Genomic DNA, 15,587 nt, shown 5'->3' with positions numbered 1-15,587 from the left:
GCTCCGACGGCACCGTCTGGGCGTGGGGCGCGGACCACTACTCCGGCGCGGGCCCGGCCATCAGCCATGCCTCGCCCGTACAGGTGCTGGAGCTCAGCGGGGTGACGGCCATCGCCGCCGGGGACGACTTCTCGCGGGTGCTCCGCTCCGACGGCACCGTCTGGGGCTGGGGGGACAACTTCGACGGGCAGCTCGGGGACGGCACCACGACCTCGCGCTCCACGCCCGTGCAGGCGGTGGGCCTGGGGGCGGTGACGGCGCTCGGCCCGAGCCGCAGCCCCGGGCTGGCGCTGCGCTCGGACGGCACCGTCTGGGCCTGGGGCCGGAACAACGAGGGCCAGCTCGGGGACGGCACGCGGACCACCCGGCTCCTCCCCGGCCCGGTGTCGACCCTGAGTGACGTGGCGGCGCTCGCTGGCGGGGATGATCACTCGCTGGCGCTGCACCTGGATGGCACGGTGTCGGCCTGGGGCAACAACGGCCGGGGACAGCTCGGGGACGGCTTCGCCCGGTACCGGCTCAGCCCGGCGCGGGTCCCCCTGCCGTAAACCCATCCACGCAGGCCCGCGGCTTCACCCAGGAAGCCGCGGGTCGGTGGAGGGCTCCCGGCTCAATAGGTGGACGGGCACGCGGTGGACAGGGCGGTGCCGCGCTGCCAGCACTTGTTGGCGCCCGGCGTGCACGCGTACCAGGCACAGGAGGCCTGGTGCGCATCGCAGGTGGCCACGTCCGTGTAGCTCCGGCAGGGGGCGCACGCGGTCGCGTTCGGGGTGCCTCGGGGCCAGCAGGTGTTCGTGCAGGCGTACCAGCCGCAGGAGGACCCGTACTGCTGACACGAGGCCTGCGACGTCTGGAGCGCGCACGGCCCACACGCCACGCCCAGCGGCGTCCCGGAAGACCAGCAGGAGTTGGAGCAGGCGTACCAGGCGCATCCGGCCGTGTTGCAGGAGGACACGCTGGTGTTCTGGCCACACCAGGAGTCGGCCGGGCATGCGACCTGGATGTCCGTGCCCGGGGGCCAGCAGGAGTTGGAGCAGGCGTACCAGGCGCATCCGGCCGCGTCGCAGGAGGACAGGGTCGTGTTGGCGCCGCAGGCGCTCGGCTGGGCGGGGGCCTCGGTGTCATCCAGGTGCACCAGGTGGCGCCACCAGTTGGGCGCGTTCTTCTGGCCGTAGGGCATGTGGTTGAACCACCACTTCAGGAAGCCCTCCTCCGTGCAGCCCCACTCGGTGCAGCTCAGGCTCCGCCGGGCCACGGAGTCGGGGTTCACCAGCGGATTGCGCAGCCAGGCGTCCGCGCTGGAGGGCACGAACGTGGTGTTGCCATAGTCATAGTTCGTCCCCGGCGCCGCGTTGGGCGGGTGGTGCACGTAGCCCACGCCCGCGAGGTTCGGCTTGTCGCGGTGCAGGTCGTTGAACTTGTCCCAAAGGTGGCCGGCGGGCTGTCCCCGGTACGCGCGGTCGAGGATGGACTCGGAGCGATGCCCGTACGAGTGCAGCGCCTCGGCGACGCCCCGCTCGTAGTTGTAGCCCATCACCACGAAGTTGCGGAAGCTGGCCACGCGCGGCTCCGGAGGGGCGTTGCACCAGTAGGCATTGCTGCCCAGCATGCGGGACTCGTACAGCTGCACCCACGGGGGCGCCATCACCCAGACCTCATCCAGTTCGTTGGCCTCCATGCGGGCCTTGAGGTTGAACTCGTTGGCGAACGCCACGTAGTCGAAGCGGGGACAGGTGCTCTCCGTCCCGGGCGTGGTGCACCCGCGCAACTGGTCGCGCTTCAAGGGGTCCGGCTCGTTGATGATGCTCAACAACCGGGTGGGCGTGTAGCGCGTGCCGTTCTCGAACCACGGCAGCCGGTCCGTGATGACCTTCACTTCCACGACCTGGTAGTCCACGGTGAAGTGCGAGCTGGAGCGCAGCCCCGAGCGCAGCGCGTTGGTCAGCGGCTTTGGATCACTCCAGCCCTTCAGCGTGTGAAGGGGCGTGCCTGAATAGGAAGGTTCGTAGACGAACAGCAGCACCCGCGGACGGAAGAGGTCCGTGCCCGCGGAGGCGTAGCTCAGCCCGGCCTCCTCCGCACCGGCAGGGGGCGCGCTGTCCTCTGCGCCCGTGGGCGCGCAGCCCGCCAGACACAACAGCGAGAGCCACAGCGCTCGCGCCACATTCGAGGTTCTTGTCATTGAGATTCCCTGTTTCAATAGAAGTTGAGGCCCTGGAGATAGGTCTGGTTGAGGACGCACGGCAGATACGCGTTCTGGGTGGTTTCCGTATCCAGGTGGCAGAGGTAGATCTCCGTCCGCTCATTGCCCCACAGGTCCGTGGCCATGATTCCGAACATGAACTGGGTATCGAGGCTGATGCTCGTGTCGAAGAAGAAGTTGTAGAACCAGGGGCCCTGCGTCAGCGTGGCCCTGAAGTTGGGAGGCAAGAACAGACCTCCCTGCAGGACGACGCTCTTCACCCCCCGCGGGTCGCTGACGGCATTGGCGGAGACCTGGTACGTGTGACCGCTGCCGTAGACGCTGAAGAACTGGATGGCGGGGGGCGTGTTGTCCGCGATCACCGGGCGCGTCTCCGGTGCACTCCAGGCGCCGTAGATGTCGAAGCACTGGAACAGCACGGTGTAGTTCCCGTCCGCCCGCGCGGAGGTGTCGACGGCGAACTGGTAGGGAGGGGTGTTGTCCGTCTGCAGCACGGCGCCGTTCTCCCGCATCTCGACGTGGTGCACGCCTTCCGTGTCATTGCACTGCACGGTGAACTTCGGCTGCTTGGGTTGGCTGTCGTCGCGGGTGACGGCGGAGATGGCGGGCGGGGTGTAGACCTTGGTGAACGTGGTCGCGTACTGGGTGGTGTTGCCGCAGTTGTCGGAGACGACGGCGTGGAAGGCGTGCACGCCGACGGACACCGCGCTGCTGGCCAGGAGCACCACGTAGCCGGGCGTGGTGGGCTGGCCCACCAGAATGCCATCCACATACAGGGCATACGGGTACAGGATGCCGCAGCTGTCGGAGGTGCCCACGGTGAGCGTCATGGTGCCCGTGAAGCCCTGCTGGGCGCTGAAGGTCACCGCGGGAGCAATCCGGTCCTGGGGCGCGGTCTGCGTGGCAGTGGCCTTGTTGCCGAAGGCGTCCGTCACCTCCACGCTGAGGGTGTGGACCAGCGGGTCTGACGGCGAGTACGACGCCTGGTAGGGCGAGCCGGTGCTGCGGGTGGCGAAGATGAGCCCGTCCACCTTGAAGTCGGCACGCACCAGCGCGGAGGCATCCGTGGCCGTCGCGCTGAGGTTGAAGGGGGGGCCACTGGTGCCCACGGTCAACGTCATCACCGGGCGGGTGTTGTCGACGAGCAGGGCGTGGTTGAGGACGGTGACGTTGCCGTATTCGTCGTACACCCTGGCGACCATGGGGTGGGTGCCGTCGGTCCAGGTCGAGGTGTCGAAGGTCTTGTCGTAGGGCGACGCGAACAGCGTGTCCATCAACTGGGCGCCCTTGAGGAACTCGACCTGGAGGATGCCGGAGGGGTCGGTGGCCAGGACGCTGAGCAGCGGCTGCTTGGGCGGGCCGAAGCGGGTCAGCGTGGCCTGGGGACCCGTCTTGTCCAGGTTCACGGTGACGGTGCGGGTGGCCAGGTTGTCCCACCAATCCCAGGCGCGCAGCTGGAGGGAGTGGTTGCCGGAGGCGAGCGAGGTGCCGGAGATGCGCTGCGTGAACTGCCAGCCCGGCAACGTGTAGACCCCCGTGCCATCCACCACGATCTGGGGAGGCTTGTTGAACTGCTCGGGATACAGCGGGTCCGAGACGGTCCCGGTGCACTCGATGTCCAGGTCCACCTGATGACAGGTGAGGGTGGTCGTGGGAGGCGTGAGGTCCGGCGGGTCGCCCACGCCCACGGCCGCGAAGGCGGAGGCCACCACCTTCTTGTGGGAACCCATGTGGAGGGGGTCCACGATTCGTGCTGCCTCGAGCGCCAGCTCGCGAGCCAGGTGGAAGTCGCCGCCATCCGGGAGGGCCTCCACGGTGCTCGCCCAGATGCGCGCCGCCTTCACGGGGCCAATGCCACTGAAGCCCTGCGGAACCAGGGGACAGTGCTGCTCCGTGTAGGGGCCCGAGGCGGGCATGGGCTGACAGCCGTACGCGAGCAGCACGAACATGCGGGTGATGGGGCCGGCCGCGGCATGCGGGCCCTCCAGCCTGAGTTTGTCGTACCACTCGTAATGGACGGGAGAGCGGATGTTGCGGGCGACGGTCCCCGTCTCTTCTCCCATGTTGAAGTGGGAGGGCTGGGGCGTCATCTGGTCGATGGCGGACGGCAGGCCCCCGGCCCGCATGGCGTCGCGGGTGAGCTCGGCGAGGAAGCCGATGATGTCTCCGGTGGCCTCGTTCATCGCGGCCATCTCCGAGTAGCTCAGGTCCGTGTCCGCCGGATCCTCCCAGACCGCCGTGCCGAAGAAGTCATGACCGAGTTCATGGCCGACGATGTCGGTGGTCGCCATCGGGATGCGCCGCAGGTTCGGGAGAGCGATGACGCCGCTGTAACCCACCTGGAGCCGGGGCTTGGTGCGGTCGGGGTGGTACTGCGCGCCGTACATCGGGTAGTGGAGGTTCACGCTGAGCGGCCTGCCAATCCCGCTGGGTCCGTTGCGCTGGAGGATGGCGTCGAAGACGGTCCAGGTCGTGTTGACGGCATGGAACGCGTCCACCGCCGCCGTCTCGCCGTTCACGCTGTCCGGCTGCGAGCTGGCGAGGAACTTGAGTCCGTCACCGAAGGAGGCGTCCTCGCTGTAGTAGGGGGTGTAGAAAGAGGCCTTGCCTCCCTGGGAGAAGGTCGCCAGGTACTGGTTCTTGTGCGTGTCCTGGAGGTCGTAGGTGCCGTCGGCGGCGTTGAAGAGCGTGAGGAAGGTGCGGGTGCCGTTGAAGTAGCCGCGGCCGGTGACGGTCCGGAAGTCGTCCGCGTCGAGCGCGAGCGGGTCCAGCCGCAGCACCTTTCCGGAGCGGGCGTCCACCTGGGCCATCCAGGTGTGGGCGGAGTCGGGCCCGCCCTCGCCGGTGGACAGCTCCAGCCGGTAGATGAGCGTCATCCCCGTCACGACCCGTTCGAAGTGCGCGGCGTTGGGACGCGCGGAGGCGGGGGCGTCTGGCTTCCGCCGGTGCTCCTCGTGGGGCAGGAGCATGAGCCGGGCCCCCGTGAGCTTCGCGGAAGGGTCCTTCAGCTCCGCCAGGACCGCGCTCACCGCCTGCTCCTGCGTCAGCTGGGGCTTCGTCTCCACGCGCACGCCGGGGGCGAGGCGGACGTTGGTGAAGTGCGTCTCGCCGTGCGCCGTCCGGGCCTCCAGGCCCAGCACGGGCACGCCCTGGAGGTGCAGCCGGTGCCGGTCCCCCTTGCCGCCAGGCGCCTCCACGAGCGTCGCTTCCCCCAGGTCGAAGCCACGCGCTTCGGCCAGCCGCTCGGCCCGGGTCCGGGCCTCCACACCGGGTGTTTCGGGTGCCTCCGGCGTCTCCACCTGCGTGGCTTCACACCCCGCGAGCACGCATACGAGCCCGCCCAGCATCCACTGCATGAACCGCATCGGACTTCCCCCTCCAAGAGAAAGTTCGATTGTCGGAGGAATGGGGAAAAAGGTGTTTCGATGAGAAAGTATTGAAAAGCGAGCACTTGGAGAGGTGGGTCTTCCGGGACCACAGTCTCAATGGTATCCGCGCCATGGAAATACCGCCTTAACCGGCTAAATCGGCCAAAGCCGCCAAATCCCTGGCGGCTCCAAGCCGAGACACCTTGCGAGGAGACACCTTGAGGCACCTGAGAATCATTGCATCCCTGACACTGGCGGCCGCGCTCTCCGCCTGCGGCGGCGCCCCGGCGGAGATGCCCGAGACGTCTGGGCTGGCGTCGGCCGAGTCCGCGCTGGACTGCGCCGCCCTGAGCGCCCCCGTGTATCACCGCATCAAGGCGAGCACGGGCGACAGCCTCTACACGCACAACGCCAACGAGGCGGCCAACGCCGCCACGACGTATGGCTACACCGATGACCGGGGCGTGGCCTTCAAGGCCGCCACCATCACGGGGACTGGCCTGTCCCCCGTCTACCGCATCTACAGCCCCAGCCGCGGCGAGCACTTCTGGACCCTCGATGCGACGGAGAAGCAGGACCTCGTCAGCACGGGCGGGTACACCACCGACGAGGGCGTCGGCTTCTACGCCTCGAAGACGGCGGACCCGTGCCTCGTCCCCGTGTACCGCTACTCCAACACGACGCTGCGCAAGCACCGCTTCGCCATCACCGCGGCCGAGCGCAGCAGCCTCAGCGCCGCCGGCTGGGTCGACGAGGGCATCAAGCTCTACGCCGCGCCCACCACTCCGGCGCCCGTGGACACGAAGTTCACCTTCGTCGTCATCCCGGACACGCAGAACGAGGTGGTCAGCAACTCGACCCTCATCGACCACCGCATGCAGTGGCTCGTCGACAACCGGTCCGCGCTCGACCTGCGTTTCGTGACGCAGACGGGCGACATGATGAACTGGGACACGCCTGACCACATCCAGTACGTGCGGGCCAGCAACGCCCTCAAGAAGCTGGATGACGCCAGGATTCCCTACGCGTTGGCCATTGGCAACCATGACTCGGCGGCCACCTGTCCCGGGGGCAGCGCCTGCCCCGGCAACGTCAATGCCAACCTTCGCAACACCACCACGTTCAACACCTACTTCCCGGTGTCGCGCTTCCAGGCGCTGGCGGGCGTGTACGAGACGGGCAAGTGCGACAATGCCTATCACACGTTTACCGCGGGGGGCCTGAACTGGCTCGTGCTCAACCTGGAGCTGTGGGCGCGCACGGGCGCGGTGGACTGGGCCAAGACCGTCATTGCGGCGCATCCGCGTCACAATGTCATCGTCATCACCCACTCGCACCAGACGAGCAGCGGCGGCATCGAGCAGGGCAACGGCGGCTACGGCAACAACAGCCCGCAGTACGTGTTCAACAACGCGCTCAAGCTGTATCCCAACGTGAAGTTCATCTTCTCCGGCCACGTGGGCAGCGCGGCCTACAGCGAGGTCACCGGCGACCAGGGCAACAAGATCTACCAGCTCCTCACGACCTACCATGACGCGTCGACGAACCCGACGCGGCTCATCGAGGTGGACACCGCCGCCAACACCTTCTCCACGCGCGTGTACTCGCCCTACACGAACGCGGAGAAGGCGGACGGCTCGAAGTTCACCATCAGCAACGTGTCCTGGGTTCGCTGACCCGACCTCCGTAGCGTCCCACCCTCTCCGCGCAGCCTCATTCCGAGGGCTGCGCGGAGCTCCTGTGGCAGCGGACGCCTTTTGAGTCACCCTCCGCGCGGCTGCGTTTCCCCGGGGGACTCCAACTCGCGCACCAGCGAGGCCATCAGGTCCGTCGCCGTCCGGTGGCGCAGGTTGGGCGCGATCTGCCCGCTCCACAGGGAGATGAGGTCCGTGCGTCCCGCCTTCATGGCGGCGGGCCTCAGCTTCGACGCGAACCAGCCCTGGATGGGGAAGGGCGGCAGCTCCGCGGCGCGCGGCCCCATCTCGTCGCTCCAGCGGTTGCGCAGGCCGCGCGCCAGCCGGCCGGAGAAGGCTCGCGTCAGCGCCGTGTGCTGGGCCTTTTGACTGAAGAGGGCGGCGCGGTGCTCGGGCGTGGCCCCGGACTCCTCGCACGCGAGGAACGCGGTGCCGAGCTGCCCGGCCTGGGCGCCCAGCGTGAGGGCCGCGCGGATGCCTCGCCCGTCACCGATACCCCCGGCGGAGATGACGGGCGCCTTCACCCGGTCCGCGACGAGCTGGGTGAGCGCGAAGGCCCCCATGAGCGAGTCCTCCGCCCGCGCGAGGAAGGACGGCCTGTGGCCTCCCGCCTCGAACCCCGTCGCCACGATGAGGTCCACGCCCGCGCTGTCGAGCGCCTGCGCCTCCGCGAGGGACGTCGCCGCGCCGATGGTGGCGATGCCGCGCTTGCGGCACTCCGCGAGGATGCTCGCCGAAGGAACGCCGAACACGAAGCTGAACACCGGCGGCCGCGCCTCCAGGAGCGCGTCCACCTGCTCCTCGAACCGCCAGGCGTACCGCTCCGGTCGCGCGGGCTTCTCCACGCCCAGCTCGCGGTAGTAGGGCTCGAAGAGCGCGTAGACGCGGTCGAACTCCGCGGGGCTCAGGTCCAGCCCACCCGGATCATGGTCGGAGACCCAGAGGTTCAGCGCGAACGGGTTCGACGTCAGCGACCGCAGCTCTTTGGTCAGCCGGAGGATTTCATCCGGCGGCAGGGTGTAGGCGCCATACGACCCGAGCCCACCCAGGTTGGACACCGTCGCCGCCAGTCGGGCGGTGGAGAGCCCACCTCCGAACGGGCCCTGGATGATGGGATACCGCACCCCGAGCCGGCGCACCGCCTCGGTCTCGCTGCTCCGCTTCCCGCTCCCGGTCTCGCTCATGGAGCCAGGATAAGCGCCACGTCCGCGACGGGCTTGCCCATCTGCGTGACGAAGTGGCCTATGCGGCCGGCTGGGGTTGTTGGCGGAACAGCAGCAGTCCGGCCACCCCCACGAAGGCCAGGGCGGACAGGCCGAGCGAGAGGTGGATGTTGGTCACGCTCCCCAGGAGCCCCACGGTCACCCCGCTGAACGCCCGCAGGCCGGAGGCCGACATGCTGAAGAGCCCCAGGACGCGGCCCCGGATGGTGTCCGGCGCATTCAGCTGCACGATCGCCTGGGTCATGCTGCTGAAGGACAGCTCCAGGAAACCGGCCACGAACAGCACGCCGATCGCCGCCGGATACCAGCTCATGAACGAGAACATGAAGAGCGAGCATCCCCACAGGAACGCGATCTTCAACGCGGAGGCCGCCGTCGTCGGCAGCCAGGTCCCGCGCGTCTCGAGCAGGACGCCCGCGAGCAGCGCCCCGGCCGCATCCGCGCCCAGCAGGAGCGTATAGGCCAGGCCCGGGTCTCCATGGCCCAGCTCATGGGCGAAGCCCGGCATCTGCGCCTGGTAGCTGTTGCCGATGAAGAAGGAGGCTGCCCCCGCCAGCAACACCATGGGCGCGACCACGGGCATCCCTCGCACGTCGCGGATGGTCTGGACGATGTCCGCGAAGCCCCGGACGGCACGCTTGGGGCCCGTCGACCCCCCGCGAAAGTGCCGGCCATAGGGCGCGCCCACCAGCCAGAACACGAGGGGCAGATAGAACAGCGTGTTGACGAAGATGCCCCGGGTCGGCCCGAACGTCCGCATGATGATGCTGCCCACACCCGGGCCTACCAGCACGCCCAGGTAGCGGGCGGTCGCGTTCAGGCGCACCGCGCTGGCCAGGGAGCCCGTACCCACGATGTCGTAGAGCAACATCTGGCTGGAGGTGCCCCAGAGGACCCCCGCGCAGCCATGGAGCGTGAGGAGCACCATCGCGTGCCACATCTGCAAGGAGTCCGTGACGAAGAAGTATCCCCACCCAAGGGAGGCGGTGATGAAGAGCACCATGCCGGCCTGGATGAGGCGCCGGGAATCGAACCGGTCATTGAGCGCGCCCACCGGCACCGAGAACATCAAGTAGGGCAGCCAGTGGGACACCACCGCGAACCCACCCAGCGCCGCCGAGTGGAACTTCTGGAACGCCACCCAGTAGCTGATCACGTGCTCGATGTTGTCGGCCATCATCGCCAACATGAACGTGATGAGGAAGGTCCGGTATCCAGGGATGCGGAGCGCGCTCGTTGCGACAGGGGGGACGGCCACGGTGGAGGTCATGGAGGTTCACGCACGGAGCAGTGGGTGGCTGGTTATTTCCGGCTGTATTGGATTGCTTGAATTTCCGGGAGAAGGATGTCCAAATGCTGTCTTCCCATTGACCGCTGCCTCACCCGGAGGTTGTCTGCCATGAAGAGGGTTCTTGCCACCGCTCTTATCGTGATCGTGTCCGCTTGTGGCGGTGAAGAAGGAGGCCCGTGGAGCGGCGCGGAGGACACCGCCTCCAAGGCGCTGGCGGAAACGAGCGCCGGTCTGGCCCAGCCCTCTCCCGCCTTCATTCCGCAGCCCACCGGCCCCTGCCCCGAGTTCCAGGACGGGACGCTCACCTTCCGGCCGGCGGGGATCCCGGCCCGCGCGGTTCGCATCTGGATGTCGGACGCGGCCAGGACGCTGGATGGCCCGCTCGTCTTCTACTGGCACGGCACGGGCAGCCAGCCGACGGAGGCCACCACGGGCATCGGCACGACGCAGATCGAGGCCATCAAGGCCCAGGGTGGAATCGTCGCGGCGCCGACGCGCGATCCCGCCGCGGGCACCTTCCCCTGGTTCTATGTCTCGTCCACGTCCCGTGACGATGACTTCCGCGTGGCCGACGAGGTCCTGGCCTGCGCCATCCAGAAGATCGGCATCAACGTGAGCCACATCCACAGCATGGGCATGAGCGCGGGGGGCCTGAACACCACGCAGATGAGCTACCGCCGCTCTGGATACATCGCGAGCGTGGCGACCTATTCGGGCGGGAGGACCTCCACCATCCCGACGCAGGATTCGTCGAACAAGTTCGCCGCGATGATTTTCCACGGAGGCCCGTCCGATCAGGTCGTCATCAACTTCCAGACGGCGAGCCAGAACTACTACAACGACCTGAAGTCCAAGTCCCAGTTCGCCATGCTGTGCAACCACGGCAAGGGGCACACCATCCCCACGGACGCGCGCGCGGCGGTCTGGCAGTTCCTCCAGGCCCACCCCTTCGGCACCGTCCCGTCGCCCTACGCAGGGGGGCTGCCGAACACCATGCCGAGCTACTGCCAGCGCTGAGCCGCGCGGTGGCTCCTGGAGGCGTCGGGAGGCTCAATACGTTGTATCCACGACCCACGCACCGGTGACGCCATTCTCCTCCAGGATCGCCGGGGTCCTGGTCAGGATGATGTGGCGTTCCTTGTGGGCCATCTCCGTGTCGTAGAAGTCCGTGGCGAACCCGAACTCCCTCCTGATGGAAGGTTCGATCTCCCTCAACTCCGCATCCCAGGCGCCCTCCATGTAGATGTTCTTGTGGGTGGTGTTCTGGGGTGGGGTGGACTTGTAGGCGCCATCCCTCACGCGCACGTAGAGCGCATCATAACCCAGCCACTCCACCGGCACGTTGCGGTTGGAGACCAGCCTTGTCATCTCATCGTAGACGTTTTGGAAGTGGGGCTCGTGCGTGGCCCTCTCATCCAGCACGAACAGCTTGATGCGCATGCGCCAGATGATGGTATCCGCCTGTTCCTGCATGCTCTCAAGCGCTTCGCGGAGCACCCCTGCGATGAGGGAGCCTCGCGTTTCCCGTCGTCTCTCGATTCTGGATCGTGTTTCCAGGTGCTCATCACTGGGCGGGGTGATGTGGGCCAGGAACACGTGGGTGTCCGTCTCGATCAAGACGCCCACACAGGTGACCAGGCCCGTGGTGCTCAGGAACAGCTCGAGGTTGTTTTTTCTCGGCACCCCGATGCCGATTCCAGCCTGCACGCTGACGATCATGAGCCCTCCTTGAAGGCTGTAGGGTGTCTAGCATCGGAAGCCACGAGGCAGTGAGCGGTGAGGCGCTGTTATCGGGATGTGGAGCCCAGGGACTCCCGCAGGCGCGCGATGTCGCGGGAGGGCGGGGCCCCGAACATCCGGCTGTACTCGCGGCTGAACTGGGACGGGCTCTCGTAGCCCACGGAGTGGCCGGCCATCGCCGCGTCCATGGCCTGCGCCAGCATCAAGCGGCGGGCCTCCTGGAGCCGCAGCCGCTTCTGGTACTGCAGCGGGCTCATCGCCGTGACGGACTTGAAGTGGTGGTGGAGCGCGGACGGGCTCATGTGGACGGCGCGCGCCAGCCGTTCGATGCGCAGCGGCGCGGCGTAGTGTTCCTTGAGCCAGTGGATGGCGCGGGTGACGGACTCCCGGCGGCTGTCCGCGACGGCGATGCGCCGCAGCCGTTCGGAGTTCTCACCGGACAGCAGGCGGTAGAGGATTTCGCGGATGACGAGCGGCGCGAGCACGGGGATGTCGCGCGGCGTGTCCAGCAGCCGCACGAGCCGCGCCGTCGCGTCCAGCAGCGGCGCGCCCACCGGACCCAGGGCCAGCCCCCGGAGCCCGTCCACCGGCCCGGGCGCTTCCAGCTGCGCCTCCATCATCAGGCCGCCCAACTGCCCGGGCTCCAGGTCCAGCCGGAAGCAGAGGTAGGGCGCGGCGGGGGAGGCCTCCACCACCTGCCCCGTGACGGGCAGGTCCACCGACGCGACGAGGCACTGGTCCGGGCCGTAGACATACAGCTCGTCGCCCAGGAGCACGTGCTTGCGGCCCCGCGCCACGATGCACAGCGCCGGTTCGTGCAGGGCATGCAGCGGCGTGGTGGGCGTGGAGGCGCGGATGAGCACCACGCGGGGAATGGCGGTGGCGTGGAGGCCGTCCGTGGGCGCGTGGCGCTCCAGGAGGGTCGCCAGCTCGGACAGGTGCGGGTTGAGGACGGAGTCGGGGCGGGCGGGCGGCATGCACGTGCGTTCTAACCCCGGCGCGGAGCGGGTGCTCGTGCAGGAATGGGCAAGAGGTCGCGAGCATCCGGATACCGCCCTCCCCGCGCCTCTTGAGAGGGTGACGTCCTCCCCGGCGCCCTTCGCGCCGGGCCTTCGAGCAAGGACAAGACGATGACGACGAACATCCAGGGCAAGGTGGTGGCCATCACCGGAGCGAGCAGCGGCATTGGCGAGGCGACGGCCCGCCTGCTCGCCGGACAGGGCGCGAAGGTGGTGCTGGGCGCGCGCCGGACGGACCGTCTGGAGGCGCTGACGGGCGACCTGCGCGCCAAGGGCGGCGAGGCGCGCTTCCGGGCGTTGGACGTGACGCAGCGCGAGGACGTGGAGGGCTTCGTGGCCTTCACGCTGAAGGAGTTCGGGCGGCTGGACGTGCTCATCAACAACGCGGGGGTGATGCCGCTGTCGAAGCTGGACGAGCTGAAGGTGGACGAATGGAACCGGATGATCGACGTGAACATCCGGGGGGTGCTGCACGGCATCGCGGCGGGGCTGCCGGTGATGAAGCGTCAGAAGGCGGGGCAGTTCATCAACCTGTCGTCCATTGGCGGGCACGCGGTGAGCCCGACGGCGGCGGTGTACTGCGCCACCAAGTACGCGGTGATGGCCATTTCGGAAGGGCTGCGCCAGGAGGTGGGCGCGGACATCCGCGTCACGGTGATCTCGCCGGGAGTCACGACGTCGGAGCTGGCGGAGAGCATCAGCGACCCGAGCGCGCGTGAGTACATGCGCGAGTTCCGCAAGGATGCGATTCCGGCGGAGGCCATCGCCCGCTCCATCGCCTACGCCATCAGCCAGCCCGCGGACGTGGACGTGAGCGAGATCATCATCCGCCCCACGTCGAGCCCGTACTGAAAGGGGAGGGGGGATGGTGTTACGCTTTGGACGGGGCGCCCGGGCGGGCGTCCGCGCAAGGGGGACTCCGTGGGCCTCAGGAATTGGATGGGCGAACTCTACGCCCTGGTGCCGGAGTTCGGGCAGAAGCGGCTCTCCCAGGTCGTCATTCCCGGCACGCACAACAGCGGCACGTACCAGAAGCAGGGGCCGGTGAGTGACCTGGCGCGCTGCCAGTCCGACAACATCGCCGAACAGCTCGACAACGGGATGCGGTTCTTCGACCTGCGGTTCGAGCGGTCCTGGTACGACGACGGGCTCTATACACACCACGGCGGGGGCTTCTTCGACGTCCTCTACAAGAGGGCCACGCCCCAGCAGGTCTTCAGCTCGGTCGGGACGTTCCTCGCCCAGCATCCGCATGAGGTCGTCATCCTCCAGCTGACGGACATGACGATGTTCAACGACTCCGCCTACGACGCGCTGTATCAGATCATCTGGTCGAACCTGGGGAGCTGTCTTGCCAGGCGTCCCACCACGGGCGTCGACCGGACGCTCGACGATCTGATCAGCCACAACGAGCGGGCCATCCTGACGATCGAGACCGGCTACAAACCAGCAGCCTGGCAGCCGTATCTCTGGAACAAGATCATCTCGTTGTACGACGAGACAACCTACTCATCCGGAGATCCCCAGCGCATCAAGCAGTTCATCGAGATGCAGCTCGGCCGGCAGCCCGGGCCGTGGGTTGCCCAGCTCCTCCTCACACCCGATACCCGCAAGTTGCAGTCGCCCGCCGGGATCGCCGGTCGCATCAACCCCCTGGTCGAGGGCTGGCTCCTGTCCCCGAAGTGGCGCGACCAGATGAACATCTTCATCACCGACTTCTCGGAGGCGGAGACGGTGCGGGCGGCGATGCTGCTCAACGGCGGCAGCGCGTACGTGCTGGCGCAGTACCAGGACGCCAACAGCTTCGCCCTGGCCAACACCGAGACGGCGTGCGCGCCCGTGGTGGATGGCGACACGCTGTACTTCGTCGCCAAGGCGGACAATGCCCTGATGAGCGCCTCCCTGTATGGGACCGACCTGCGGACGTGGGTCGCCGGCACGGATCCCGACGCGCCCGCCTCGGCGCCGACGGTCTGCCACAACGGCACCGATACGCTCTTGTTCTACCAGTCCCGGCGCAACACGCTGGTCTGCCTCAACGTCACGCGGAGGCTCCCGCCGGTGACACTCGCCCAGGGACACGGGATTGCTTCGCCGCCCTTCTATTCCCTCGAGGGCCTGCGGCTCTACTGGCAGGACTCGCTCAACGCCCTGTGGACCTGCCTCGTGGATGGCACCGACGCCAGGGCGATCCCCCTCACGGCCGGCGGCATGACGTGGACCCTGGGGTCCTCGCCGTTCGTGAGCGCGGGATACATCTACTTCCAGGCGCAGGTCGCTGGCGTCGTAACGCCAGGTCCGCTGTGCCGCGTCGCCGTGGACGGCACGGGCTTCCAGCAACTCGGCACCTACTGCACGGCGGCGTCCCCGTGGGTCTCGGAAGGGGTCGTCTACTACCAGGGGACGGACCTCAACCTGTATGCGACGCTGACGGGCACCCCGGCGGAGGTGCGCATCGGCGGCGAGGCCGAGTTCCTGGCGGGGACGGCGCCCACGGTCCTGGGCTCGTCCGTCCTCGCGCTCGGGGCGGGCGGCCTGGGCACGGGCCTGTACTGGTTCTCGACGTCTGGCACCGACTGGGAGTGCTGCCTCCAGGCGCCGTACAGCGTGGTGCCGCCGGTCGCCTCCGGCCTGTACGCGTACTTCGTCGGCGACGACACGCGCATCTGGCGCACCCGGATCCGCGGCACTGACACGGTCACCTACGGGGTGACCACGAAGTACCCCCCGGTGTTCGCGGGCGACCAGGTCTACTGGGTCGCCGATCTGCCCGGCCAACCGAATGACTCCTGCGTGTTCCGCGTCGACCGGAACGGCTCCCAGCCCCTCCTGCTCAGCCCGGACCTCAAGGCCGCCTGTCAGCCTGTGATTGCAGGGGGGTTCGCCTATCTCGCGGACGTCGACGGATGTCTCTGCCGGGTGCCCATCAACGGGGGGACGTCCACCCGGTTGAGCGACCACCGCGGGTTGATCGCCTCGGCGCCGTGTGTGGCGGGCAACACCGTGTACTTCCAGTCCGGCCCAAAAATATTGTACAGCATCCCCGCGG

11 protein-coding genes are annotated in these 15,587 nt (G+C 68.0%); 5 read left to right on the top strand and 6 right to left on the bottom strand.

Annotation, left to right across the window (positions count from 1 at the left end; genetic code table 11):
- Window positions 1-548, top strand: a 548-nt coding sequence (locus tag D7V93_RS19915) for an RCC1 domain-containing protein (protein ID WP_372338328.1), incomplete at its 5' end; no start/stop codon positions are given.
- Between the two features lie 62 nt (window positions 549-610).
- Here D7V93_RS19915 and D7V93_RS19910 read toward each other — a convergent pair.
- Complete coding sequence (locus D7V93_RS19910; RefSeq protein WP_147451243.1) at window positions 611-2,182, bottom strand: hypothetical protein; 1,572 nt, start codon at window positions 2,180-2,182, stop codon at window positions 611-613.
- 14 nt (window positions 2,183-2,196) lie between these two features.
- Window positions 2,197-5,568, bottom strand: coding sequence for an Ig-like domain-containing protein (locus D7V93_RS19905; protein ID WP_120644926.1), 3,372 nt, complete (start codon window positions 5,566-5,568; stop codon window positions 2,197-2,199).
- A gap of 221 nt (window positions 5,569-5,789) precedes the next feature.
- Between D7V93_RS19905 and D7V93_RS19900 the strand changes: the two genes are divergently transcribed.
- Window positions 5,790-7,247 carry a metallophosphoesterase gene (locus D7V93_RS19900; protein ID WP_244237388.1) on the top strand — a complete coding sequence of 486 codons (1,458 nt, stop codon included), beginning with the start codon at window positions 5,790-5,792 and terminating at the stop codon, window positions 7,245-7,247.
- Between the two features lie 86 nt (window positions 7,248-7,333).
- On the opposite strand, the gene D7V93_RS19895 is transcribed toward D7V93_RS19900, so the two are convergent.
- Window positions 7,334-8,449 carry an NAD(P)H-dependent flavin oxidoreductase gene (locus tag D7V93_RS19895; RefSeq protein ID WP_120644925.1) on the bottom strand — a complete coding sequence of 372 codons (1,116 nt, stop codon included), beginning with the start codon at window positions 8,447-8,449 and terminating at the stop codon, window positions 7,334-7,336.
- Between the two features lie 58 nt (window positions 8,450-8,507).
- The gene (locus D7V93_RS19890; protein WP_120644924.1) at window positions 8,508-9,758 is read right to left on the bottom strand and encodes an MFS transporter; all 1,251 of its coding nucleotides are present in this window, start codon (window positions 9,756-9,758) and stop codon (window positions 8,508-8,510) included.
- A gap of 129 nt (window positions 9,759-9,887) precedes the next feature.
- On the opposite strand from D7V93_RS19890, the gene D7V93_RS19885 reads away from it, so the two are divergent.
- Entirely contained in the window at window positions 9,888-10,796 is a 909-nt protein-coding gene (locus tag D7V93_RS19885; protein WP_147451242.1) for an alpha/beta hydrolase family protein, read from the top strand.
- A 33-nt stretch (window positions 10,797-10,829) separates the two neighbouring features.
- Here D7V93_RS19885 and D7V93_RS19880 read toward each other — a convergent pair whose 3' ends face one another.
- Both D7V93_RS19880 and D7V93_RS19875 read right to left on the bottom strand, forming a co-directional pair.
- Window positions 10,830-11,498, bottom strand: coding sequence for a hypothetical protein (locus tag D7V93_RS19880; protein ID WP_120644922.1), 669 nt, complete (start codon window positions 11,496-11,498; stop codon window positions 10,830-10,832).
- Between the two features lie 68 nt (window positions 11,499-11,566).
- Window positions 11,567-12,496, bottom strand: a complete 930-nt coding sequence (locus D7V93_RS19875; RefSeq protein ID WP_120644921.1) for an AraC family transcriptional regulator — start codon at window positions 12,494-12,496, stop codon at window positions 11,567-11,569.
- A gap of 153 nt (window positions 12,497-12,649) precedes the next feature.
- On the opposite strand from D7V93_RS19875, the gene D7V93_RS19870 reads away from it, so the two are divergent.
- Window positions 12,650-13,390: an SDR family oxidoreductase gene (locus tag D7V93_RS19870; RefSeq protein WP_120644920.1), complete on the top strand. Its 741-nt coding sequence runs from the start codon at window positions 12,650-12,652 to the stop codon at window positions 13,388-13,390.
- An 87-nt stretch (window positions 13,391-13,477) separates the two neighbouring features.
- A partial coding sequence (locus D7V93_RS19865; RefSeq protein ID WP_504739575.1) for a phosphoinositide-specific phospholipase C-related protein occupies window positions 13,478-15,587 on the top strand: 2,110 nt, incomplete at its 3' end.

This window comes from Corallococcus llansteffanensis, assembly GCF_003612055.1.
GTDB classification, from domain to species: domain Bacteria; phylum Myxococcota; class Myxococcia; order Myxococcales; family Myxococcaceae; genus Corallococcus; species Corallococcus llansteffanensis.
The sequence above is the reverse complement of the archived record's forward strand: the minus strand, read 5'-3'. Positions and strand labels throughout refer to the sequence as shown.

Bases quoted from the DNA above. Each gene is read 5' to 3' on its own strand.
- D7V93_RS19910 (WP_147451243.1), bottom strand. From the start codon at position 2,182: ATGACAAGAACCTCGAATGTGGCGCGAGCGCTGTGGCTCTCGCTGTTG.
- D7V93_RS19905 (WP_120644926.1), bottom strand. From the start codon at position 5,568: ATGCGGTTCATGCAGTGGATGCTGGGCGGGCTCGTATGCGTGCTCGCG.
- D7V93_RS19895 (WP_120644925.1), bottom strand. From the start codon at position 8,449: ATGAGCGAGACCGGGAGCGGGAAGCGGAGCAGCGAGACCGAGGCGGTG.
- D7V93_RS19890 (WP_120644924.1), bottom strand. From the start codon at position 9,758: ATGACCTCCACCGTGGCCGTCCCCCCTGTCGCAACGAGCGCGCTCCGC.
- D7V93_RS19885 (WP_147451242.1), top strand. From the start codon at position 9,888: ATGAAGAGGGTTCTTGCCACCGCTCTTATCGTGATCGTGTCCGCTTGT.
- D7V93_RS19880 (WP_120644922.1), bottom strand. From the start codon at position 11,498: ATGATCGTCAGCGTGCAGGCTGGAATCGGCATCGGGGTGCCGAGAAAA.
- D7V93_RS19875 (WP_120644921.1), bottom strand. From the start codon at position 12,496: ATGCCGCCCGCCCGCCCCGACTCCGTCCTCAACCCGCACCTGTCCGAG.
- D7V93_RS19870 (WP_120644920.1), top strand. From the start codon at position 12,650: ATGACGACGAACATCCAGGGCAAGGTGGTGGCCATCACCGGAGCGAGC.